At 50.1% G+C, this 23,501-nt stretch carries 17 protein-coding genes and 1 riboswitch; of the genes, 1 reads left to right on the top strand and 16 read right to left on the bottom strand.

The features are described 5' to 3' along the window. Positions 1-57: 57 nt before the first annotated feature. The 9 genes from DXB70_RS07520 to DXB70_RS07480 all read right to left on the bottom strand — a co-directional run bounded on the left by DXB70_RS07520 (position 58) and on the right by DXB70_RS07480 (position 10,667). Positions 58-441, bottom strand: coding sequence for a hypothetical protein (locus DXB70_RS07520; protein WP_147354049.1), 384 nt, complete (start codon positions 439-441; stop codon positions 58-60). Continuing rightward, the gene (locus DXB70_RS07515; RefSeq protein ID WP_182448434.1) at positions 414-2,690 is read right to left on the bottom strand and encodes a phospholipid carrier-dependent glycosyltransferase; all 2,277 of its coding nucleotides are present in this window, start codon (positions 2,688-2,690) and stop codon (positions 414-416) included. Before DXB70_RS07515 ends, DXB70_RS07520 begins: the two co-directional genes overlap by 28 nt. 453 nt (positions 2,691-3,143) lie before the next feature. Next, positions 3,144-3,836, bottom strand: coding sequence for a hypothetical protein (locus tag DXB70_RS07510; RefSeq protein ID WP_182448433.1), 693 nt, complete (start codon positions 3,834-3,836; stop codon positions 3,144-3,146). 322 nt (positions 3,837-4,158) lie between these two features. Next, complete coding sequence (dapB, locus tag DXB70_RS07505) at positions 4,159-4,914, bottom strand: 4-hydroxy-tetrahydrodipicolinate reductase (protein ID WP_118673004.1); 756 nt, start codon at positions 4,912-4,914, stop codon at positions 4,159-4,161. A 48-nt stretch (positions 4,915-4,962) separates the two neighbouring features. Then, entirely contained in the window at positions 4,963-5,856 is an 894-nt protein-coding gene (gene dapA / locus DXB70_RS07500) for a 4-hydroxy-tetrahydrodipicolinate synthase (RefSeq protein WP_118467484.1), read from the bottom strand. A gap of 152 nt (positions 5,857-6,008) precedes the next feature. Beyond that, a riboswitch (Lysine riboswitch) is annotated at positions 6,009-6,181 on the bottom strand. 167 nt (positions 6,182-6,348) lie between these two features. Further along, positions 6,349-6,870 (bottom strand): cob(I)yrinic acid a,c-diamide adenosyltransferase, encoded by a 522-nt coding sequence (locus DXB70_RS07495; protein ID WP_118673002.1) that lies wholly within the window; start codon positions 6,868-6,870, stop codon positions 6,349-6,351. A gap of 245 nt (positions 6,871-7,115) precedes the next feature. Next, positions 7,116-7,745, bottom strand: coding sequence for a single-stranded DNA-binding protein (locus tag DXB70_RS07490; RefSeq protein WP_022359532.1), 630 nt, complete (start codon positions 7,743-7,745; stop codon positions 7,116-7,118). Between the two features lie 267 nt (positions 7,746-8,012). Further along, a complete protein-coding gene (typA, locus tag DXB70_RS07485) occupies positions 8,013-9,851 on the bottom strand; it encodes a translational GTPase TypA (RefSeq protein WP_117795171.1) in 1,839 nt (612 codons plus the stop codon). A 165-nt stretch (positions 9,852-10,016) separates the two neighbouring features. Continuing rightward, positions 10,017-10,667 carry a YigZ family protein gene (locus tag DXB70_RS07480; protein ID WP_118467482.1) on the bottom strand — a complete coding sequence of 217 codons (651 nt, stop codon included), beginning with the start codon at positions 10,665-10,667 and terminating at the stop codon, positions 10,017-10,019. 287 nt (positions 10,668-10,954) lie between these two features. On the opposite strand from DXB70_RS07480, the gene DXB70_RS07475 reads away from it, so the two are divergent. Continuing rightward, a complete protein-coding gene (locus DXB70_RS07475; protein ID WP_118467480.1) occupies positions 10,955-13,666 on the top strand; it encodes a transglycosylase domain-containing protein in 2,712 nt (903 codons plus the stop codon). 131 nt (positions 13,667-13,797) lie between these two features. On the opposite strand, the gene DXB70_RS07470 is transcribed toward DXB70_RS07475, so the two are convergent. From DXB70_RS07470 to DXB70_RS07440, 7 genes are all read right to left on the bottom strand, one after another. Continuing rightward, positions 13,798-14,154, bottom strand: a complete 357-nt coding sequence (locus DXB70_RS07470) for a SpoVA/SpoVAEb family sporulation membrane protein (protein WP_022359528.1) — start codon at positions 14,152-14,154, stop codon at positions 13,798-13,800. Positions 14,155-14,192: 38 nt separating this feature from the next. Continuing rightward, on the bottom strand, positions 14,193-15,299 hold the full coding sequence (locus DXB70_RS07465; protein WP_118673000.1) for a stage V sporulation protein AD: 1,107 nt from the start codon (positions 15,297-15,299) through the stop codon (positions 14,193-14,195). Between the two features lie 148 nt (positions 15,300-15,447). Then, the gene (locus DXB70_RS07460; protein ID WP_118467476.1) at positions 15,448-16,509 is read right to left on the bottom strand and encodes a type IV pilus twitching motility protein PilT; all 1,062 of its coding nucleotides are present in this window, start codon (positions 16,507-16,509) and stop codon (positions 15,448-15,450) included. A 32-nt stretch (positions 16,510-16,541) separates the two neighbouring features. After that, a complete protein-coding gene (locus tag DXB70_RS07455) occupies positions 16,542-18,233 on the bottom strand; it encodes a GspE/PulE family protein (protein WP_118672998.1) in 1,692 nt (563 codons plus the stop codon). 33 nt (positions 18,234-18,266) lie between these two features. After that, positions 18,267-21,344 carry an insulinase family protein gene (locus tag DXB70_RS07450; RefSeq protein ID WP_182448432.1) on the bottom strand — a complete coding sequence of 1,026 codons (3,078 nt, stop codon included), beginning with the start codon at positions 21,342-21,344 and terminating at the stop codon, positions 18,267-18,269. 142 nt (positions 21,345-21,486) lie between these two features. Next, on the bottom strand, positions 21,487-21,996 hold the full coding sequence (locus tag DXB70_RS07445) for an SEC-C metal-binding domain-containing protein (protein WP_022359524.1): 510 nt from the start codon (positions 21,994-21,996) through the stop codon (positions 21,487-21,489). Positions 21,997-22,125: 129 nt separating this feature from the next. Beyond that, complete coding sequence (locus tag DXB70_RS07440) at positions 22,126-23,487, bottom strand: ABC transporter permease (RefSeq protein ID WP_117795159.1); 1,362 nt, start codon at positions 23,485-23,487, stop codon at positions 22,126-22,128. Positions 23,488-23,501 lie beyond the last annotated feature (14 nt).

Below are 23,501 nucleotides of genomic sequence, written 5' to 3'. Positions count from 1 at the left end.
ATGATGCGGCTCACAGGCAGGGCTTTTTTGAACTGAAGGCTGTGGTTTTCAGGCAGTTTATTTTGTCTCATGATACGCTTTTTCTGTATTCACACTCCAGATATGCTCCTTATCCGTACTTCCCGCCAGAAGGAGATCCACTGCACAAAATGCTGTCATCATCGAATGATCCATGTTATTGTAGCGATGCTGTCCATTCCGTCCGATACAGAACAGATTTTCGATTTTATTCAACCATGCAGTCAATTCACCCATCCGGTCATAGGTGCCAAAATAAGCTGGGTATGCTTTCTTTACTTTCTCGATATGAAAATCAAGAATTTCCAGAAAACCAAATCTATAATTTATCACATAAGCCGTCAAAAGCACCCCCAGAAAGCCAGCGCTGATCGCCCAGTCTCTCTTTTTTTCTTTCATGACAACACCCAACCTTCCAGCCATTCCAGCCACTGCTCGGCAAATTCCTGTTTTACCGGATATCCAGACAGCACCGGATAGAAAAGAAGGAACGCGCCGATCACTGCTGCAAGATACAGCAGCGCTGCTTTCCTGGTTCGTTTCGGATCTCTTTCCCAGAAAAAATGCAGACAATTTCCCAGCATTAAAATCTGTATCATACTGCACGCAAAATACTGATAGATAAACACGGTTCTGTGGATAAATAACCACGGAAACAGCATAGAAGCATAGGAAATGCACAGATATCCCGCTATTTTATCCTGTCGAATCTGCCACAGGTATATAGTATAAAATAGCGCCGGAATTGCCGACCACCAGATTACCGGGTTTCCAAAAGTTGAAACCACACTGATTTTACCAGACTTAAGCGACGTGTATGCATCCAGAAGCGGTCGTCTAATCCAGGCCCACTCATACCATTCAGAGGCATATGGATGTTCAAACACCGTTTTCTCATGGTAATGAAGCATAAGCTGCTGATTTTCCCACATAGTCTGGAAAACATTTCCATTTCCCATACCATTTCCATAAGAAAGATAGGATGCAACGTAAATCACTGCCGGAATCAAAATGTATGCAGCGATACAGATGACAGACAGCCCCGCCAGGTAACTTATCGCCGCCTGTCCAGACATTCCCTTTCTGGTCCGTGCCGCAGCTGTCCCATATTCCTGGAACAAAAATGTAAAAAAGAGGACTGCAATCCCCGCGCAGGCATATACCCCTGTCCACTTCGATGCCATCGCCGCTCCAGCTGCCATGCCATTTAAAATCATCAGACACACCGTTTTCCAGCTGCATCCCATTTTCAGGTCATCCAGCACCAGATACATCAGATAAAAGGTAAGCAGGATAAAAAATCCCACTATCACATCAATGGTTCCGATTCTTGACAATGTAAAGTGCATGAAATCAAAGACTATCAACAGTGCTGCAAATGAGGCAATCCATGTACTCCGGCTGATTTTCCGCATAAACGCATAGCTGACCGGCACCATCAGGATGCCAAACAGAGCGCATACACACCGCCATCCAAACGGCGTCATTCCAAATACGCGGATTCCCAGACTCATCCACCATTTTCCAAGCGGTGGGTGCGTTGTCTCATAAATTGTACGCCCTTCTACTATCTCATTTGCCGTTCTGGCATGGTAAACCTCATCAAACATACTTTGGTATTCATAGGTTGTATCCGCCGGAAACAATTCCTGCTCATCAAATGCCTCTGGATAATCATCTGCATTGGATGGAAGGATCGGATTTCCATCCGGATCCAGAAGAACGATTTCCAGAACCTCTGCACTCTCATCCATCGACACGATCCCTAGTTCGTAAGTGCGGTAATGAATTTCCACTGGATTCCAGCAGTATACGGATAACAATTCTGTCTCTTCCCCGATGGCATCCCAGCCATCTCCCTCGGCATTCGGAACCGAGCATACAAAATGTCTCTTCTCCTTTCCACCCAGATAAACCTGCGCTTCTGAGATAGTCACACTTCCATCAAACCGAAGCACCATCTCATTTCCGTGGCTATCATTTTTTTCAAATTCATACGCAGTCTGCGGCGCCTTCATGCTTCCAAGATTCACAAATGCCATCACAACAAAAAGAACTGTCAATCCTGCTGCCATACACCAGTCACGGCCGGACCAGGGCGCGCCGGTCTTTTCCGACTCTGTGTTCTTTTCACAGGATTTTATTCCCAAGCTCTTCCCGGCATCTGTTTTTTCACTCCCCGTCATTCGTTTTGATGCGCAACGTGCCGCTTTTGCTTCATCCAGCTCGACTCTCGATTCAGGAATCTGACATTTTTCATGTATTATTCCAACATAAGAAGCAATTCCATATACACAGGTTCCCACACCCAGTACCGCAAAAAACATCAGCATCAGCGGATAAAATTCATCTCCCGGACTGCACTGTCCGAAACGCTCTCCGGTGATATCCCGCGCCCAGAGTATGCCAGTTCCCGCAACCGTGAGAAGAATTCCAATTTTTTTGAATCTTTCTATTCCAAGGCGCGCTCTGAAGTGCTCTATCCACGAACTGCCCATGAAAAGAATCAATACCGCCAGCCAGATAAAAAGCATCCGCTTTTTTCCCTGTGAAAGAACAGATAATACCGGGATCGGATTCCAGATATAAAGATACAGGCATTCCCACACTGATTCCCGGCTTCCGTTTTTCCCGGACAAAATATATAAAAGTCCGGCTGTCACCAGATCCATTGCCATTTCTAATCAGGAAGCCATGAACCTCCTGATTAGAAATGGCAAAGAATACAAAGCGCGTAATCAGATACCCGGCCGCTGCTTTCCAGCAAAGCCTTCCCGCCATCCCCCGCTTTTTCTTTTCCTCATACAGCCAGATGACAGTCAGGCACGCCGTAATGGCGATACAGTAAGCTGATTTCATTCTGGCACCTCCTTTAACGACTTTTTAAGCGCTCCATTTCGGTGGCACTCCCCTCAGGCACGCCGTTTCTTTCTCATCGCTCTAACTTATATACTCCCGGGTTCCTCCCTGCACATACGCAGGAAAGAGCTCGAGAGTATATGAATCTGTTTCCATCATCCTATATGCAGGAGAGCAAAAACAAGGTTAAATTATAGATGATTGTAATCGCCCCAAATCTGAACTTGGCCGATTATTTTCACTTCGTACTCTTAGTTTCAGATTGATCACGGATCTGTTGGCTGCGTTGTTGGCTGCGACGGCTCCGTTGTTGTATCCCCTTCCGTCTCTTCCGGCTGGGTCGGTTTCACGGTCGGCGTCGGGTTTTCGGTCGGTTCTTTCGTCGCCGGCGCATCACTCGGTACCACACTCGGCGTTTCGCTTCCACCACCGCCTCCAGAATGTCTGCGTTCTTTGGATGTTCTGGAATTCAGCTTCGGTGTATCGGCATTGGTCGTCTCTAAGATGGTCATCGTTCCGTCTTCTGCCACTTTTACCTCAAAGCTTCTCGCCGGTCTCGGCTTGCGGCCGCCGAACGATGTGCCATCGTTTTCAAACGTATAAGGAATTCCGTTGATACTGACAACACCCGTTGCCATCTCTCCACTGTCTGGTGTGCCAAAATAATAGGTTTTTCCATTGATCCAGACGACACCGCTGACCATTTCCCCCGACGCCGTACAGAAATACTGTTTGTCCCCGTCTTTTACCCAGCCGATCTGCGGTGCTCCCTGTTCATTCAGGTAATACCATTTTCCATCGATCTGCTGCCAGCCTGTCTGCACCTGTCCATTTAGGATGTAGGCTCTTGCACCTCCTGTACCTACCCATTCGGCAAAAGCTGGTCCGGCATACAAGCCCATGATCAAAACGGCACTGAGTGCGCAGGCACCCGCCTTCATCCATTTGCGTTTTCTCATCCTCATACCTCCTTTTATTGATCGAAAAGCTGTCTTTCATGTATTTTTATTCTGGAGTTTTTCTTCTTTTTCACGATTTCAAGCTTTTCTTGTTGTATTCATCTTATCATTTGTTTTATTTTTCTACAATTTACACTGCACAAGATGTCATTTTTTTACACAAGATGTAAAAAAATGATACACTAACCTTGACAAATTGATTTTCGGAAGCTTTCATCCACAAACACAAGGGCAGAAAAAATTCCAGAAATGAAAACCCCGGCTGTGAGTGGATAAACTTACTCACAGCCGGGGTTTCATTTTCACATCTGTATAAAATCTCTTAACCGATCACATCCGCCATATCATACCGTCCCTCCGGCTTTCCTGCCAAGAATTTGGCTGCCTGTACCGCACCCTTTGCGAAAATCGCCTTGGAATAAGCTGTATGATTAAAGGTAATCACCTCATCCTGACCGGCGAAAATGACATCGTGTTCGCCTACGATCGTGCCGCCGCGGATCGCCTGAATACCAATCTCCTTCGCATCACGTTTCTCACGTATAGCAGAACGATCGTATTTGTAATGGTATGTATTGCCCATCGCCTCGTTGATCGAATCTGCCAGCGCAATCGCCGTACCGCTCGGAGCATCCACCTTCTGATTGTGGTGTTTCTCCAGAATTTCGATGTCGAATCCGGCCGGAGCCAGAATCTGCGCTGCTTCTTTCAGAAGCTTTAAGAGCATATTGATACCAAGAGACATATTTGCAGAGCGAAGAACAGCTGTCTTCTCTGCCGTCTCTTCTACCTTTGCCAGCTGTACCTCGGAAAGTCCTGTCGTACACAGAACAACCGGCATTTTCTTCTCTGCACACCAGTCGAGAAGTTCATCGACAGCTGCTGCATTGGAAAAATCAATCACAACATCCGCTTCTACCTTGCATTCGTTCAGAGACGCAAAAACCGGATAATCATTTTTCTGCTCGGTTCTCATATCAATACCCGCAACGATAGAAATCTCCTCGTCCTTCGCTGCGATTCCGGAAATAACCTGTCCCATGGCGCCGTTGCAGCCATGCATAATTGCTCGTACCATCTGTTAAAACCTCATTTCCCTATCTCATCCTAATTTTAACGGTTCTTATCACTCTTTCAGGCTGATTCCGTAATTTACCAGTTCTCTTCTCAGACGATCGCGGTTTGCCGGTTCCATATCCACTAACGGTTTACGGAACGGACCCACTTCCTCGCCCATCATGTTCATCGCTTCCTTAACCGGAATCGGGTTTACCTCGCAGAACAGCGCCTCAATCAGTGGAATTGCATCTATCTGCATCTGTCTTGCCTTCGCTACATCGCCAGCCTTGAATGCCGCGCACATATCATGTACCTGACGCGGTGCCACGTTGGATAATACGGAGATAACGCCCTTTGCGCCCAGTGCCATCATCGGAACCGTCTGGTCGTCGTTGCCGGAGTAAATATCAACTGATCCGCCTGACAGGCTTGCAATCTGTGCGATCGCGGAGAAATTGCCGCTTGCTTCTTTGACACCGACGATGTTCTCATATTCCTTGCACAGTGCCACGATCGTCTCCGGGGTGATATTGACGCCGGTACGGCTCGGTACATTGTACAGAAGGATCGGAAGATCAACTGCCTTTGCGACCTCTGAGAAATGAACCTTTAAACCCTTCTGGGTTGATTTATTGTAATACGGGGATACGAGCAGAAGTCCGTCTGCGCCTGCCTTTTTCGCTTCGGTAGACAGATATACCGCTGTCTCTGTGCAGTTGGAACCAGTTCCTGCTACAACCGGGATTCTCTTATTTACGACCTGGCATACGAAACGGATCACCTCGATGTGCTCCTCATGGCTTAATGTAGCCGCCTCGCCGGTCGTACCGCAGGCGATAATACAGTCTGTACCGCCAGCGATCTGTTCTTCTACGATCTGCTCCAGTTTCTCATAATTTACGCTTCCATCCTCATGAAATGGCGTTACCAGCGCTACGCCTGCTCCTTCAAAAATAGACATTTTGTTTCCTCCTTATTCTTTTGCACGATGGCTGAGTTTCTATTCCAGAGTCCGTTTCTGTCCCCGCTTCAAACGAATGTTTGTTTGCAGCCTGTCGGTCCTGAGCGTACAAAAAGCTGGCACAATGGCCAGCTCTATGAATTCAAATCCAAACTCCCAGTAGCTCCCCATCTGTCGATGACAGTTACAGAATTCTTCATCCTGCACCCAGGAACTGCAGATACAGGCGCCGCAGCCCTTCGGCGTATCATCCTTTCAGCTGTCTTCTCCTGCACCTGCCGCATCCGACCGCTTACTGATAATCAACGCAACCTCTACTTGTTTTTTCTATCTTAGCATTACTTTGAATACTTGTCAACCGTTCATGCACGCATGATGTTACTGTTCACGCATACGTGCCCAGTAACGGAATTTGCCGTGGCTTCGCATTCAAATACGGCAAATTCCTGCTGCCACCATGTTTTCTTACGGCACTTTCGGTTCCAAAAGTGCCTACCCGTGAACAGTAACGGCATGATCGTTTGACGGCTTCAGGCATTCCAGGCGCGTCACCTCGTCTGCATGCTCCTTGGCCCCAGCCGGGCATACTTTTCCGGTCAGAATCAGATCGACATTCTCCTCGCGCGCTGCCAGCAGTGTTTCCAGAGCATCGTCTCCGACCAGTTTCTGATCTAACACCCCAAGAAATTCATCCAGAATCAGCATATCGCATTCGCCGGTACAGAGTACTTTTTTTGCAAAATTATACCCGTTCTGAATATTGCAGAGCTCTTCCTTTTTGCCTTCTTCAGAGAGATTTTCATAATACTCATTCTGTTTTTCAAATCGGAATACTTTAAATGCCGGCTCCAGCTGTTTTAACCCATCTGCTGTCTCATGACTCAGCACTCCCTTTAAGAATTGTATCATAATTACCTTCCGGCCGTGCATGGCTGCACTGACACCACGTCCCAGTGCCATCGCTGTTTTTCCCATCCCGGTGCCGAAGATGATATGAACTTTCCCCTTTTTCATTTCCCTCTCCTCTTTCTGTGCCTCCCGCTGCGCTGGCGCACAGACTGTCTTTCCTGATGTCTTTTTACACACAGGCCTGTGTGTTTTATTTCTATCCATCCAATAATCGTTTTACGAATTCTGTAAACTGCCTTATTCTAGCATATTTTATCTGTTTTGGCAAGCTATGGCAAAACCAGCCATTTATCATGTCCTATCGATTGCATAACCGGCTTCAAAATTTGCTGTAACATCCTAAGCCTATCCTATTCTTCCACGCACTCCAGCTTGCTGACCGACACCTCGTATGCCACACGTTTCTCGCACTCTGTCTCGCTCAGTTTCTTCGTATATTCACGGCTCTGCACGCGCCCCCACACGCACACGTGGCTTCCCACGCCAAATCCGGACGCATAGCGGGCATTTCTACCCCACGCAATACACGGTATGTAATCGGATTTTCCATACGGACGGTTGACCGCCAGCAGCATATCGGCAATCTCGCGTCCCAGCGGTGTTTTCCGGTAGATCGGCTCCTTGCAGATATAGCCTTCCAGAAAAATCTGGTTGGTTTTGGTGTAATCCGTAAATTCTTCCAGGAAATGAATCTCACGGACAAACACAGACAACACCAGACGGTTTTTCGCGCCCTCATGACGGTTGTAGGAACGGAACTGGCCGATCGCCTCCATCGTCATTCCGCGGTAGTCTTTCGATACATCCAGAAGCCGTTCTGAAATCATGAGTGGAATCACGTCCACCTGATCGCTCAGACGGCTGACTGCCAGGTCTGCGATATAAAATCCTTCCCCGAATACTTCGTGGCTGAATGTAAATTCCGATACGACCTCACCAATCACGCTAACCTTGTTGTTTTCAATCATTTTTTCCGACATAGTATCTCTCTCCTCTTCTTTTTTGCAGTTTTTCACGGCAGGTTCTTGGAGTCCTGCTTCTTACTGTATATATGTATGAGGGGAATGACCGTTTTAGAAGAAGAAGTGAGGGGGAAATTTCGACAGGGTGGGGGACATGAATCGACAGAGGGAATGGGATCGGCAGAGGGACGGAAACGGCGGGGCGCGTCGTTTCCTAGATATCTCTCGCTTGAATATACGAAAAGGAGCAGCTGGCTTGCGCGGCTGCTCCCACTTTACGATTATTTAGCTATTTTTACGGCTGATCATCGCTCTCTTTCTCAGAGTCGGATCAAGAATCTTTTTACGGATTCGTAAGCTGGTCGGGGTGATCTCGAGAAGTTCATCGGTATCGATGTAGTCGAGGCACTGCTCCAGGCTCATGATTTTCGGCGGAACAAGGCGGAGGGCTTCATCGGCGCTGGAAGAACGGGTGTTTGTCAGCTTTTTGGTTTTGCAGACGTTTAACTCGATGTCTTCCGGTTTTGCGCTCTGTCCGACAATCATGCCGGAGTAAACTTTAACGCCCGGTCCGATGAACAGGGTTCCGCGCTCCTGGGCATTGAACAGACCGTAGGTGATGGACTCGCCTGCCTCAAATGCAATCAGGGATCCCTGTTTGCGGTAACTTAATTCGCCCTTGAACGGTGCATAGCCGTCAAAGCTGGTGTTTAAGATACCATTTCCCTTTGTATCGGTCATGAACTCGCCGCGGTAGCCGATGAGACCTCTGGACGGAATCGAGAACTCCAGTCTTGTGTATCCGCCGCCGATCGGGCTCATGCCCTGCAGCTCGCCTTTACGGCTGGTCAGCTTCTGGATAACAGCACCGGTAAAGTCATCCGGTACATCGACGTAAGCGATCTCCATCGGCTCTAATTTGCGGTTTCTTTCGTCATATTTGTAGAGTACCTCCGCCTTGCTGACTGCGAACTCAAAGCCCTCGCGGCGCATGTTCTCAATCAGAACGGACAGATGCAGCTCGCCACGGCCGGACACCTTGAAGCAGTCAGCGGAGTCTGTCTCCTCTACACGCAGGCTGACGTCGGTATTCAGCTCCCGCATCAGGCGCTCGCGGATATGGCGGGAAGTGATGAATTTACCTTCCTGACCTGCCAGCGGGCTGTCGTTTACCATGAAATCCATGGAAATGGTCGGCTCAGAAATCTTCTGGAACGGAATTGCCTCCGGTTTCTCCGGGGAGCACAGGGTATCACCGATGTGGATATCTGCGATACCGGAAATCGCTACGATCGAACCGATCTTTGCTTCCTGTACTTCTACTTTATTCAGACCTTCAAACTCATAGAGCTTACCGATCTTAACTTTGCGGAACTTGTCCGGCTCATGATGGTTGACGATGACGCAGTCCTGATTTACTTTCAGGTAGCCGTTGTCGATCTTACCAACGCCGATACGTCCTACATACTCGTTGTAATCAATCGTGCTGATCAGAACCTGTGTTTCTGCATCCGGATCTCCCTCCGGCGCCGGGATGTAATCCAGAATGGTCTGGAACAGTGGCTTCATATCCACATTCGGATCGTCCAGGTTCTTCTTTGCATATCCAGAACGTGCAGATGCATATAAGAATGGACAGTCAAGCTGCTCGTCTGATGCATCCAGATCCATCAGAAGTTCGAGAACCTCGTCCACAACCTCCTCCGGACGTGCTTCCGGACGGTCAATCTTATTGATACATACGATAACCGGCAGATCCAGTTCCAGTGCTTTACGCAGAACGAATTTGGTCTGCGGCATCGCGCCCTCGTATGCGTCTACCAGAAGGATAACGCCGTTTACCATCTTAAGAACACGCTCTACCTCGCCGCCGAAGTCCGCATGTCCTGGTGTATCGATAATGTTGATCTTGGTGCCGTTGTAATTAACAGCCGTATTCTTGGACAGAATCGTGATACCTCTCTCACGCTCAATATCGTTAGAGTCCATGACACGATCGACTACTTCCTGATTGGCACGGAATACACCGCTCTGGCGGAGCAGCTGGTCTACCAGCGTCGTTTTACCGTGGTCAACGTGAGCGATAATTGCAACGTTTCTGACATCTTCCCGTTTCATTTTCATATCTGCTTACTCTCTTTTCTTATGATGATTCATTACATGTACTAATTAATAATTATTTTCTGTCACAGACAAGCATCCTGCCGTTTCGTCTTTGGCAAAGGATCCGCCCACAAAATAATACAGCTTGTTATTTTAGCATTTTTTTATCCATTATTCAATCTTTTTTTACAATAAAATGATTTTTCCGTCATCCATGCCAAAATAAACTTCATCCAGTTTTTCGATCCGGCATCTTCCATTTGTGCCCTCTATGAGCTTCTTCTCCGCTGCTCCCGCCTGGTCAAACGGCACCAGGATCGTCAGATCCACGCCCTCGCCGTACTCGCTGTCCAGAATCGGCAGCTCTGCTTCTGCCAAAATGTACTGCACCTTTCCAAGCCCGCTGTAGTCTGTCCCGATCTTCCATTTGCGAGCCAGGCATTTTTCCAGAACCACACAGCTTTTAAGCCCTTCCTGAACCGCGCCGCCATATGCCCGCACCAGTCCGCCGGTTCCTAAAAGTGTCCCGCCAAAGTACCGGGTCACGACCGCACAGACGTTGTGAAGCTCACGTCCCAGCAGCACATCCAGCATCGGGCGTCCCGCCGTCTGCGCCGGTTCTCCATCGTCGCTGCAACGCGCCACCTCGTTATTTTCTCCGATCGTAAATGCCGAACAATGATGTCTCGCATCCCAATATTTTTTCTTGACTTCCGCAATAAATGCCGTCGCCTCTTCTTCCGATTCCACCGGGCGGATCTCCGCGATAAAGCGGGACTTCTTCTCCACAATCTCGCCCTCTCCGCCCTGATAGACGATTTTATAGCGCTCTTTCATGATTATTCCTCCATCGTAACTGTTCAGTAAATGCGCAGACCTGCTGAACAGTTACCCTCCATCTATACACTACGCATCCTTAAAACGGACGTTTTTTCACTTCTTTAACTGCTTGTAAACCTTAGTTACTGTTCACGCATACGTGCCCAGTAACAAACCTTATCTTTTATGATACCGTAAAAAAAACTTCATGACAATAGTATTTATTTATCCCATGAATTTTGATATAATTGGAAATACTGTATTTATTAATAGAATGAACCACTACGAACCCAAAGGAGGTTCTCATGAATTACGGTGTAAAAGCAACCAAGAAACGGATCCGGGCAGCCAATTCCCGGAAGAAGAAATACGCCAACCGGCTGTTTCTGACCTTCTTCAAGACTGCCTTTGTTCTTGTTCTGTTTCTCTGCGTGACGGGTGCCAGCACCTTTATCGGCATGTTTAAAGGCATTCTGGACAGTTCGCCAGACTTCAACCCGGACAGCTTCACCCCAAGCGGATATTTTTCTACTATATATAATAGCGCCGGGGAAGTGACTGACACGCTGGTCGGTTCCAACTCGAACCGAATCGAAGCATCCTACGAGGATTTTCCTCAGGATCTAATTGACGCGTTCGTCTCCATCGAGGACTCGCGTTTCTGGCAGCACAGCGGTATCGATCTGCGCTCCATTTCACGCGCCGTGGTCGGCGTCCTGACAAATAATTATAAGGGCGGCGCCAGCACCCTGACCCAGCAGCTCATCAAAAATACCGTTTTCAACGGCGGTATGGAGACAAGCAAGGGTTCCAAAATCGAGCGAAAAATCCAGGAACAATATCTGGCGCTGCAGCTGACAAAAAACGTTGATCGGAAGGTCATTTTAACGAACTATTTAAATACAATCAACCTTGGCAGCAATACACTTGGTGTCAAAGCAGCGGCGCTACGCTATTTTAATAAGAACGTCTCCGATCTGACTCTTTCTGAGTGCGCGGTCATCGCCGGTATCACACAGAATCCGTCAAAGCTGAATCCGATCAGCGGTGCGGAGGCAAATGCCGCCCGGCGCAAGGTCATTTTGCAGGCAATGTATGAGCAAGGCTATATCACAAAAGAAGAACAGGAGGAAGCGCTGGCAGACGACGTCTACGCCCGTATCCAGAATGTCGACACGGCGCTCAAGGAAAATGAGACACCGTACTCCTATTACACGGACGAGCTGATCAGCCAGGTCACCGAAGCACTCAAAGAGCAGCTCGGCTATACTGACACGCAGGCGTCCAATCTTCTGTTCAGCGGCGGACTGCAGATTTACACCCCGCAGGATCCGCAGATTCAGGCGATCGTCGATGAGGAAGTCAACAATCCTGCCAACTATGACGCGGCTCGCTATTCGGTTGAATACCGCCTTTCCCTGACCCATCCAGACGGGGAAACGCAGCATTATTCACAGGAAACTCTGAAAACATGGATCCAGCAGGTCAAGGGACAAAGCGGTTTTGACGGGCTGTTTAATTCCGAGGAAGAGGCGCAGACGGCGATCGATGAATACCGCACCGCCCTCACGCAGGACGGAAGCACCGTTCTCGGTGAATCAGTTACCATGATTTTAGAGCCGCAGACCTCGTTCGTCCTGATCGAACAGTCCACCGGCTATGTCAAGGCAATCAACGGCGGACGCGGACAGAAGACGGCAAACCGCACCTTAAACCGTGCGACCGACTCCCTGCGGCAGCCAGGATCGACCTTCAAGGTCATTTCCTCCTTTGCCCCGGCATTGGATGCCTGCGGCGCGACCCTATCAACTGTTTACTATGACGGGCCATACTCTTCCGGTGAAAAAGAGTTCCGAAACTGGTGGGGCAGCGATTACAAGGGCTATCACACGATCCGCGACGGCATTACCTATTCCATGAACATCGTCGCCCTGCGCTGCATGGCGGACACGGTAACGCCGCAGCTCGGTGTCGAATATGCCGAACGGCTGGGAATCACTTCCCTCGTAAGCCAGGATCAGACTCTCTCGACAGCACTCGGCGGTCTGACAAAGGGCGTCAGCAACCTGGAACTGACAAATGCATTTGCGGCGATCGCCAACGGCGGCACCTACACGAAGCCTGTCTTCTTTACTAAGATCCTGGATCGCAACGGAAAGATACTGATCGACAATGAACCGGAGACGCGGCAGGCGCTCAAAGACTCTACCGCCTATCTTTTAACCAGCGCGATGCAGGATGTTATGCAGAGCAATACCATGTATACTCGTTCCGGTTCCGGGGTTAAATCGACCGGTACGACAGCGGCGATTCCTAATATGAGCTGCGCCGGAAAGAGCGGTACGACCACCAGCAACGTCGACGTCTGGTTTGTAGGCTTTACGCCGTACTACACTGCCGGTATCTGGGGCGGGTGCGACAATAACCAGCCATTAAAAGGCGGCACCGTTTCAAACGGCGGTACCAGTTACCACAAGCGCATCTGGCGAAATATCATGACACGTGTCCATGAGAGCTTAAGCGACCCCGGATTTACGGTTCCGGACAGCATTGAAACTGCTGAAGTATGCCGCAAATCCGGCAAGCTTCCGGTTTCCGGCGTCTGCAGCAGTGACCCGCGCGGAACGGCCGTCTACACTGAATATTTCGCGAAGGGCACGGTTCCGACCGAGACCTGCGATCACCACACCCGCGTGACGATCTGCTCCGCCTCCGGCGGCATCTCGACTGCCTTCTGCCCGACGAACCAGCAGATTTCCAAGACAGTTATGGTCGTTCCGGAAGACGGCGGAGAAACGGACGATTCCCGCTTCTCCATGCCGGGCGAGTGCAAGATTCACAATGGTTCGTCCACGATCATCCATCCTTCTGAGAGCGCCGATTTCTCAGCTCCGGGCTACAGCCCCGATTCAGATAATTTATCGGCTCCGATCCACTCTGCGGTTCCACGCCCGATGGCGGGAAGTGGACGGAATGGAAATAATATTCCGATTGTCCCGGCGAATCCGGAGCATTAACAGCAAAATAATATATCTGCAAAAAGCTGCTGTAAAAAGTGACATTCATATGCCTCTTTTACAGCAGCTTTTTATTTCCTCAACTGATTTTCTTTTGCTTTGCTTTCTTTTACTTTTCTTTCGTCTTCTCTCTAATCCTTCATCTTGGGTTTGCAAATCAGCGACGACAGATAGCCGAAGATCAACGCCCCGGAAATCCCCGCCGCACCCGCCGTGAATCCGCCGGTGAACAGCCCCAGAACCCCATCCTTGTCAATTCCATCCCGCACGCCCTTCCAAAGCGTATTCCCAAACCCCAGCAGCGGCACTGTTGCCCCGGAACCCGCCCATTTGGCATACGGTTCGTACAAGCCGATCGCACCGAGAATCGAGCCACATACCACCAAAAGTACCATGATCCGCCCCGGCATGAGTTTCGTTTTATCCATCAGAATCTGCACGGCGGCACAGAGAAGTCCGCCGGTCACAAATGCTTTGATATAGTCCATTTTTCTGCTCCCTCTCTAAAGTTTCTTGCAAATACCTATCATTCACCGAACGATTCTTTTCCCTCAAGCACCACTCCATGGGCAATCCCCGGCACATTCTGCCCCTCATTAAAGCTGATCTGGGACAGCAGCGCCCCGGTCGGCACAAACAGGACGCGTTTCCACTCACCCACCTGTATTTTCGGAAGAATATAGCCGCACAGCACCGCCGCCGAGCAACCGCAGCCGCTCCCGCCCGAATGGGTATCCTGCGTCTTCGGGTCAAACATTTTGATCCCGCAGTCCATATGGATGCTGGAAATATCCTGTCCTGCCTCGCGCATAAAATCAAGCAGGATTTCCTTCCCCACCATTCCCAGATCGCCAGTGATGATCCGGTCATAGTCAGATGGTTTCCGGTTAAAATCACGGAAATTCTGCAAGATTGTGTCTACCGCCGCCACCGCCATTGCCGCCCCCATGTTCATGGAATCGCGCATCTGCATATCGACGATCTTTCCGGGGGTGGCAGCCGGGATACAAGGTTGAAATTTGGGATGCAATTTTTCCTGTCCGGCATTTTTCAGTGATTCTGACGCATTTTCTTTCGCTCTGCGCCCATCTTTCCCTTCATTTTTCTCATTTCCTTCGATCATCACACACCCGCACCCGGTCACCGTCCAGGTTGTGGACTGCGGTCTCTGATTCCCATACGCCAGCGGAAACCGGAACTGCCGTTCTGCCGAGGCAAAATGGCTCGATGCCAGCGCCAGAACCCGGTCCGCATAGCCAGCCCCTGCTGCCATCGCCCCCAGAATCATCGCCTCTCCCATCGTCGAGCAGGCGCCGTAAAGCCCGAAAAACGGGATATCAAACGACTCCACACCAAACGAGGTCGCCACAATCTGTCCCAACAGGTCTCCCGCAAACAGGCAATTCACATCCGCCGCCTGTCTGCCCGCCTTATCCAGACATTTCTGCACCGTCTGGCGCTGCAATTCACTCTCCGCCTCCTCCCACGACTTTTTCCCAAACGTCGGATCCGGCTCCACCCGGTCAAAAAAACTTGCCAGCGGTCCCTCGCCTTCCGTCTGCCCCACGATCGATGCCGCCGATGTGATGATGGGCGGATGCTCAAACTGGATGCTTGATTTACCTGCCTGCATAAAATTCCTCCTGAAACATAAAAACATTGTCAAAAATATACTGTTCAAACTTTCGCTACAATCTCAGTATTTACACAAACATACATTTTTATGTTTTCTAGTAATCTGCATTCCTCGCAGGCTTCATTCACCCGTTTTTACCATATTATTAATACTGCACCGCCGCCAGTTTCTCTCTCAGCTCCTGCGGGTCCTGGGACGCATCGACTGCCGTCTGCGGTGTGATCACGCCCTCTTTCGCCATACGGATCAGAAAATTATCCATCGTAATAGAGCCCTCTTTTGCACTAGAAAGCAGATAACTCTGCATCTGCGGTGTTTTTCCGTCACGGATCAGATTCCGGATCGCCGGCGTGAGCATCATAAGCTCACAAGCTGCCGCCCTGCCCTGGCCGCCCGCCCTCGGCACCAGCTGCTGCGACAGCACCGCCCGCAGCGTCATCGAGAGCTGCATCCGGATCTGCGGCTGTTTATCCTCTGGAAAAACACCCACAATCCGGTCAATGCTGTCGATTGCCGAATTGGTATGAATGGTGGAAAAAACAAGATGTCCCGTCTCCGCCGCCATCAGCGCCGTCTCGATCGTCGCCGGATCACGCATTTCTCCAATCAGAATGACATCCGGGTCCTCACGGAGCGCCGCATAAAGCCCCTTATCATAGCTCTCTACGTCCACGCCCACCTCGCGCTGGTTGATGATCGCCTGCGCTGGTTCATAGACATACTCGATCGGGTCTTCCAGCGTAATCATATGGAGCGGACGATTCTGGTTGATCTCATTTAAAATTGCCGCCAGCGTCGTTGACTTGCCGCTTCCCGTCTCGCCGGTTACCAGAATAATGCCTTTATTCCAGCTTGAAAACTGATTCACTGCTTCCGGAAGCCCCAGCTCCGACAGGTTCGGAATCGTACTGCCCAGAAGACGGATCGCCGCAGAGAGCGCGCCCTGCTGCCGGAACAGATTCACCCGGAGACGCCGTCCCGCAAACGAAGCACTAAAATCCAGCTGTCCGATCGCCTCGATCTGATCTGCCGCATTGCCTGCCAGCTGGCGTCCATATTCCTCACAATCCTCACGCGTCAGCCCGCCATCCGTCAGCGTCTCGATTCTGCCGTCAATTCTGCATTTTGGCGGCAGCCCTGCAATCAGATGCACATCCGATGCCCTTTTTTCAGCTGCCAGCGCGATTAATTCCTCGATTCCATACATACCATCTGTCTCCTCTTCTCTTTCTGCACCATTTACAGTGCCAGTAGCGTCCGGATTATCTCGTCCACCGTCGAAACACCCTCTTCTACCAGCTTCTGCGCGTGTTCCAGCATCGGAATATACTGGCTCGTTCTTCTGGCTACCTCTAAGAAACGCGTCCGGTCAGCCCCTTCCAGAATACACCGGCGAAGCTCCTCCTGAATCAGCATTACCTCAAACACACCGATTCTGCCCCGGTATCCCGAATGGAAGCACTGATCGCATCCAGTTCCCTGCCAGTATAATTTTCCAGGAATCTCCGGGATTCCTGCCATCTCAAGCGCTTTTTTCGGCGGCTGAATCTGGGTTTTGCAGTTCGGACAGATTTTCCTCAGCAGCCGCTGGGAAATAACGCCTCGCAGTCCCGCCGCAATCAGGTATGGCGCCACGCCCATATCTCGCAGACGGTCAATCGCCGAGATCGCATCTTCCGTATGAATCGTGGTGATAACGAGATGTCCCGTCATTGCCGCACGCATCGCGATCTCTGCCGTCTCACCGTCACGGATCTCGCCGACGCAGATGATATCCGGATCCTGACGCAGAACGGAGCGCAGACCCGATGCAAAAGTCAGCCCCACTTTTTCATTGATCTGCACCTGTGTCGCGCCTTTGATATGGTATTCCACCGGATCCTCCAATGTAATCAGGTTGGTCCGATCCGAAAGAAGTTCGCGGATCAGCGTATACATCGTCGAAGATTTACCTGAACCAGTCGGTCCCACAATCATGATAACTCCGGAAGTAAGCCCTAAAAGTGTATCAATCTTTGCATCCTCCACTGCCGGAATACCGATACCGCGGCGGTTCAGCGTCTCCTCATTTCGTTTCAGAATACGGATAACCACTTTTTCTCCATACAGGGTCGGAAGGGTGGATATACGCATATCAATATCTTTTCCTCTTAAATGCATCACCGCACGACCATCCTGCGGAATTCTTTTTTCGACGATATCGAGCTGGGACATGATTTTAAGCCTCGAAATGACCGAATCCTTGAGTTCCGACGGGATCGTCATGATCCGATGAAGCTGCCCGTCGATACGCATCCTGACGACCATCTCCTCCTCCGTCGGCTCAAAATGGATATCCGAAGCATTTTCCGAAATGGCACGCTCAATAATCGAATTGACCAGGCGGATCATCGGCGTCACATTTTCCTGTCTTTCTCTTTCCGCCATCTGCCCCTGCCCCTGACGCACCTCTTGTGCCGCTGCCGTCTCTGCCTGCATCTGCGCCATCGCTTCTGCCGCTCCCTCGTTGCCATACAAAATATTGATCGCACGCTTCACCGCCGGTTCAGAGGCGATCATCGGCACAATTCTCTTTTTGGAAGTATGCTGTGCTTCCTCAATCGCCATGAAGTTCAGCGGATCCGCCATTGCCAGATAAAGCTGGTCTTTGGAAATACGCACCGGTACGATCGTCATCTTCTTTGCCAGATTTTTCGGCACAAAACGCGACATTTCCGGGCTGATATCGACCCGTGTCAAATCAATATAGTCAATGCCCAGCTGCATGCGAAGCGCATCGATCAGCTGACCTTCCGTGATATAATGATGCTTGATCAGCGTTGTTCCCAGACGTTCTTTCTCCTTCGCCTGATAATCAAGCGCCTCTTTAAGCTGTCCTTCTGTGATCAGTCCCAGTTCCAAAAGCATATCTCCCAATCGTTTCGTACGCATTCTCTCTACCTCCCTGTATAAATATTGATCTGGTTATTCAGCCATTTTGCTGCGGAAATCCCGAATCCGGTCAAAGCAGTCCCGATCCATCTCGATCGCCGTCTGATTTCCAGTCGTCACAATCCACGCTTCTTCCAGAAGCCGCCGGATGATCCGCGCCGCCTCTTTCTGATCCTCTGCGGTCGTCTCACGGATCTCCTCTGTCCAACGACGAATCTGTACAATATCCAGACCATTGTACGCATACTGCATCGCTGCCATTCGCCGCCCCAGGCATCCGCACGGCGCCGTCGCATTGCCGTAACTGCTTAAAATATAGCCATTCCGATCTGCCTCCGAAAGCTGCAGTTTTTCCAATACACCCGCTGCCGCCCTGATCGCCTCGATCGTCTCACTGACCTTCGGATCCCGGTATGTACTCGCCACGATCCGATCCATCGTCGGCGTAAATGCAAACGACGCGCTGTAGGCACCGCCCTGAAAACGGAGCTGCGGCACAAAATACCGGTCATCCAGCGCATTTACATACGGAAGAATCCGCCCAGAAAATCCATCTACAGCGCTCAGCTCTGCCGAAAAGACGGTATACTGGCTGGAGCTCTCCACAATTACCGCCTCCCTGCGAGCCGGAACCGGGAAGGTATACCCAGCATTTTCCCCTCTGTTTTCCGTTTTATTCTCATGGTCTGGCATCTGTTCTCCCCGCAGATTTCCCAGAATCCGCCCCGCACAGTTCCGCATCCATTCCAGATTTTCCCTCGGTGCAACATGAAGGATCGTCACCGCTGTTCCATGCAGGATGCGGTCGCGCACCTCCTCCATCTTCTCTGCCAGCTGGAAGATCGCTGCATCCTCCTGTTCCAGGTGCCCGCGCAGCTCTTTCAAAAACTCATAAAACGCCTGTCCGCCGACATATTCCTGATACCGCGTATTGATGCTATAGCCAGATGCCGCCAGACGCACCGCCAGCGAATACGCATCACTGCGCGACTCATCACAGGACGGAATCGTCTCATCCAGTGCCTGAAGAACCGCATTCTTATCTCTCCAGAGTGGATGTGATAAGAGTTCCAACAGGACATACAGGCTCTCTTCATAATCCTCCGCCATCCCATACCAGCTGACCGCCAGCGTCGGATGGCTGTTTCGTCCCGCCCGAACCTCCGGATGTCCCTCATTCATGGAAAAATCATGCAGATAGCGCTCAATCTGATTTTCCTTTTCCATTCTGCCATACCGGGCATTTTCAAGCTCTGAAACAAACATTGTATATAAAGGAATGTAAAAACGGTCCTCTTCCGGCACGCCGCTCAAATCCAGGTATAAACGGTTATAGCTGATCGCTTCCAGATCCGACGGCGATTCATAGACCGAAATCCCATTTATCTCATATATCTGATATTCCGGCGTCTCTTCCGGCGGCGGAAGCTCATCGACCCGGATCATAAAATCCGCATTCGAACACTCCGACGCATTCCACGCATCAAAATCCAGGGTCTTCGCAATCAGCGCATCCAGCTCTGCCTCGCTCATCTCCGCCTTCATCTGCGCCAGATACGCGTCGCGCTCCTGCTCCATCGCCTCTGCCATCCCCGGCGTCGGAATCGTCGTGACAAGAACCCGCCGCTTCGCCGCGCCAAGCTCTGCCGCAAACCGGCGAATCTCCGCCTGTGCCGTCCCTGCATCCAGAGAATCATAGGCTGCCGCCTCATCCGCATACACATCCGCATCGCCCGTCAATGCCCATTTCAGGCTGACTTCCGGCACGATCGAATCCGCAAATACATCCGTATCTTCGCCTGCCGTATAATCATGTATCGCCCGCGCCTTGAGCGCCGTCTCCACCACTGACGGGTCGATCCCGCGCTCCTGCATCTCGCATAATGTCTCATCCGACACCTGCCGGAACCGTTCTGCATCCTTCGGACTGCTGTCTGTCATTTCGAAAACAAAAAATGGCTTTTCTGCCTCCATCATCACCGATGCACTCGCATCACAATGGATGCCCGCCGTCCGCAGCTTTTCCCTGAAAACCGATCCATCCACATTCATCATTCCCGCAATGATGCTGTACTGGATCAGATTTTCCCATGAAATGCCGCTCAGATCCATCGCATACGATACCACCGCCGCATTCTCCGATGCGTCTCCCCGGTAAGCAGGACTGGGAACGGTTGCCTGACGGAAGAATGATTCTCCCCCATTTTCCAAACCATCTGGCTCGGGGCTGTAAAACGCACTCATCCCTATATTCTGCATTTCCTGTTTTTCCTGTCGCCCGCTGCCTGACTGGAAACTCCATCCGTCTTCTTTTCCATAGCTTTTCTTTGCATCACACAGATACTCTTTATCCAGGAATGCCAGAAACCGTTTCCAGTCCAGATCCCCATACAACAAAATCAGAGCATTATCGAACCGATAAAATCGATCATACATCTCCATCGTATGTTCATACGTCAGATCCTTATAAAAACGGTGCGCCTGTCCATTCGCATTTGCCGCCGTCTCCCCCGGATACAGCGCCCGCAAAACATTCCGCAGTGCCTCATTATCTGTATCATTCAGCATGCCGAAATCCTCGCTGTACACCGTTCCTGCCAGCGTAATCGGGCTTTCGCGGTCGCGCAGCTCATAGCGGACCGCTTCACGGTCAAAAAAGCGGCGTTCCCGCCGGATTCCCGGCGCTTTCATGCAGCTTAAATACACATCTGCCATCTTAAGCAGCTGTTCCTCGCTCTGGCTGCACACCGGATATGCCGTAAATGGTATATAGGTAAATGCATTTACAAATGTGTGGTATGTCTTGCTGCAAAGATCAAAAAAAATATCCTTACTCGGATATTTATCAGAGGAAGCAAGTACCGAATGCTCAAACACATGATTCGTGTCCGTCTCATCCAGATGCGGTGTCCGATAGGAAATCGAGAATCCCCGGTTTGTATCTTTATTTCTGATATAAAACAGGGACGCCCCGCTTTTCTCATGTTCAAAATACAGTGTCTGCGCTCCCAGCGCCTGCAGTTTTCCCACCTGTTTCAATGTAAAACCTGCTGTCTGAAATCCCGGCTGCAGTCTCCCATCTGCCGCCCTCCACTGCTTTGTACCTGCCATTCTTTTATCATGCCTCCTGCCATCATTCGTCTGCTGTCTTTTCTCTATATCTATTATACAAGAGCACGTCCTATATTTCCATAAAAAAAGCACATCCGGTTCTCTCTGTGTTCCGGATGTGCTTCTCTGATTCATAAATCTATTATTTATTCTTTCCGCAGCACTTCTTATATTTCTTACCGCTTCCGCATGGACACGGATCGTTCGGGTAAATCTTATGTGTATTGCGGACTGTGCCAGATGCCTTCTGCTCGCGGTACAGCTCTGTTCTTCTCTCCTCAGTCAGGATTGCATCCCACTGCGGAAGCTCATACAGCCAGGTAGCCTTTGCCTCTACCATGTTGTAATATAACTTCTCCGGGTCGATCTCAATCTTAACCTTGGTATCCTCATCCATGGTCTCGATCGGGTTCTCATAGCCCTTTAAGCTCTCATTGATTCCATCCAGGAAACCGGTCATGATCATAACTTCGGTATCATACTTCTCAGCCAGTTCCTTAACGGTACCTTCTACAACCTCAGTCGGGTTTGCAAGAATCTGCTCGTAAATGCCTTTCTCAATCGTAAAATATCCAGACCAGAGTTCCTCTTTCTTTTTATCATCCAGCCCGTCACCATATGCCAGATTGCGCCAATTTTCTAACAGTGTCATCGGTAATTCCTTCCTTTTTTCGTTCTTTCATTACTATAATAACATAGTATATTTAAGTATATAACAAGTTGGGGGGATTTGCAAGGAGGAAAACTGGCATCTGCCTATTTTATCGCATAAGCAAACGTATCACTCATTCCGTATCGCCGCCAACGGACTCAGCTTCATCGCGCGCATTGCCGGGAAGAATCCGGCTGCCATGCCGATGATGATGGCAAATCCTACCGATGGAACTGCCAGCCAGATCGGGATCACGGACAGTTTTCCATCCATTCCATATAAAAAAGTCGCTGCCAGAAACTGGTTAATCAGCACGGAAACCATAAAACTCAGCGTCAGTCCGATGAGTCCTCCCATGAAACCGATAAAACCTGCCTCAATCAGAAACATATTTCGGATGGTTGCAAGGGAACATCCCAGCACTTTCAGCACGCCAATCTCTTTCGTCCGCTCATAGATGGACATCATCATCGTGTTGGCGATGCCAATCGCAGCAACCAGGAGGGAGACGGCGCCGATGCCGCCGAGGGCTGCCTGAATCATATTAGACTGCTGCTTGGACTGTTCCAGCCACTCCATCTGGCTGTTTGCCTCGTAGCCCATGTTGCTGATGGCTTTCTGCACCTCAATTACATGATCCATGTCGTCCACATTTACCGTCGCTTCTTCATAGACAAAATAATTGTAAGGTTTTCCTTTTTTGTTGGTCGGCTGTCCCGGAATCGGCTTTTTCTTAAATATCTGTTTCAGCTGTGTCTTGAGCTTATTCAGATCCACGTAGACGCCGTAGCTGTAATCACTCCAGTCTTCCGGTCCACCCGCTACCATTCCAGCCGTTTTCATCATATATTTCTTTGGCGCCGCTACTTTCTGGCTGCCATCCTCGCCGCTGGAATTTCCCTTGGACTGATAGTACGCATCCGTGTCAAAGATCGTAAACATCGGTTTGTTGATAAAATCGATGTCCGGCATCTCCCCGGTGTCCCAGTAACCTTTTCCTGTCTTGGCATTGCTAAAATTCTGTGCGACCATATTTCCGACTACCATCTCCATGTCCTTCGTTTCAGTTGTCGGCAGGCTTCCTTCTCCCAGCTTGATATTCTTCATCGCTCCCAAGGGGATCCCATGCAGCTGCACGTTTCCCTCGTAGGCACCCTGACGCATAATCACATTCAGGTTCAGATCCGGATAAGCACTTGTCACATGCGGAATCTTTTCAAATGTCTTCATCGTCTCATCCGTCATGAAGCTGTCTTCCGGATTTTTCTTGTCACTGGAATTTCCATTGTTATAATTATATACCTGAATCGCGGTCAGGCTTCCATAGGAAGAATACTGTTTGATGGTAAATTCTTTCAGTCCTATTCCGATGGAAACCATGACAACGATCGATGCCGTACCAATCACGACTCCCAGAACCGTCAGAAAGGTACGGAGCTTTCTGCGAAACAGGTTGTTGACGCTCATCGTCAGCAGATCACTGAATCTCATTTTCACCGGTCCTT

The organism is Clostridium sp. OM05-5BH (genome assembly GCF_003481505.1).
Taxonomy (GTDB): Bacteria; Bacillota; Clostridia; order Lachnospirales; family Lachnospiraceae; genus Otoolea; species Otoolea fessa.
The sequence above is the reverse complement of the archived record's forward strand: the minus strand, read 5'-3'. Positions and strand labels throughout refer to the sequence as shown.

Excerpts from the sequence above, each read along its gene's own strand:
- DXB70_RS07510 (WP_182448433.1), bottom strand. The coding sequence starts at position 3,836 with ATGAGAAAACGCAAATGGATGAAGGCGGGTGCCTGCGCACTCAGTGCC.
- DXB70_RS07520 (WP_147354049.1), bottom strand. The coding sequence starts at position 441 with ATGGCTGGAAGGTTGGGTGTTGTCATGAAAGAAAAAAAGAGAGACTGG.
- DXB70_RS07515 (WP_182448434.1), bottom strand. The coding sequence starts at position 2,690 with ATGGATCTGGTGACAGCCGGACTTTTATATATTTTGTCCGGGAAAAAC.
- dapB (WP_118673004.1), bottom strand. The coding sequence starts at position 4,914 with ATGGTACGAGCAATTATGCATGGCTGCAACGGCGCCATGGGACAGGTT.
- DXB70_RS07495 (WP_118673002.1), bottom strand. The coding sequence starts at position 6,870 with ATGAAAAAGGGGAAAGTTCATATCATCTTCGGCACCGGGATGGGAAAA.
- DXB70_RS07450 (WP_182448432.1), bottom strand. The coding sequence starts at position 21,344 with ATGGCAGGTACAAAGCAGTGGAGGGCGGCAGATGGGAGACTGCAGCCG.
- DXB70_RS07470 (WP_022359528.1), bottom strand. The coding sequence starts at position 14,154 with ATGGACTATATCAAAGCATTTGTGACCGGCGGACTTCTCTGTGCCGCC.
- typA (WP_117795171.1), bottom strand. The coding sequence starts at position 9,851 with ATGAAAATGAAACGGGAAGATGTCAGAAACGTTGCAATTATCGCTCAC.
- DXB70_RS07465 (WP_118673000.1), bottom strand. The coding sequence starts at position 15,299 with ATGCAGGCAGGTAAATCAAGCATCCAGTTTGAGCATCCGCCCATCATC.
- DXB70_RS07455 (WP_118672998.1), bottom strand. The coding sequence starts at position 18,233 with ATGCGTACGAAACGATTGGGAGATATGCTTTTGGAACTGGGACTGATC.
- DXB70_RS07440 (WP_117795159.1), bottom strand. The coding sequence starts at position 23,487 with ATGAGATTCAGTGATCTGCTGACGATGAGCGTCAACAACCTGTTTCGC.
- DXB70_RS07480 (WP_118467482.1), bottom strand. The coding sequence starts at position 10,667 with ATGAAAGAGCGCTATAAAATCGTCTATCAGGGCGGAGAGGGCGAGATT.
- DXB70_RS07445 (WP_022359524.1), bottom strand. The coding sequence starts at position 21,996 with ATGACACTGTTAGAAAATTGGCGCAATCTGGCATATGGTGACGGGCTG.
- DXB70_RS07490 (WP_022359532.1), bottom strand. The coding sequence starts at position 7,745 with ATGTCGGAAAAAATGATTGAAAACAACAAGGTTAGCGTGATTGGTGAG.
- DXB70_RS07460 (WP_118467476.1), bottom strand. The coding sequence starts at position 16,509 with ATGTATGGAATCGAGGAATTAATCGCGCTGGCAGCTGAAAAAAGGGCA.
- DXB70_RS07475 (WP_118467480.1), top strand. The coding sequence starts at position 10,955 with ATGAATTACGGTGTAAAAGCAACCAAGAAACGGATCCGGGCAGCCAAT.
- dapA (WP_118467484.1), bottom strand. The coding sequence starts at position 5,856 with ATGTCTATTTTTGAAGGAGCAGGCGTAGCGCTGGTAACGCCATTTCAT.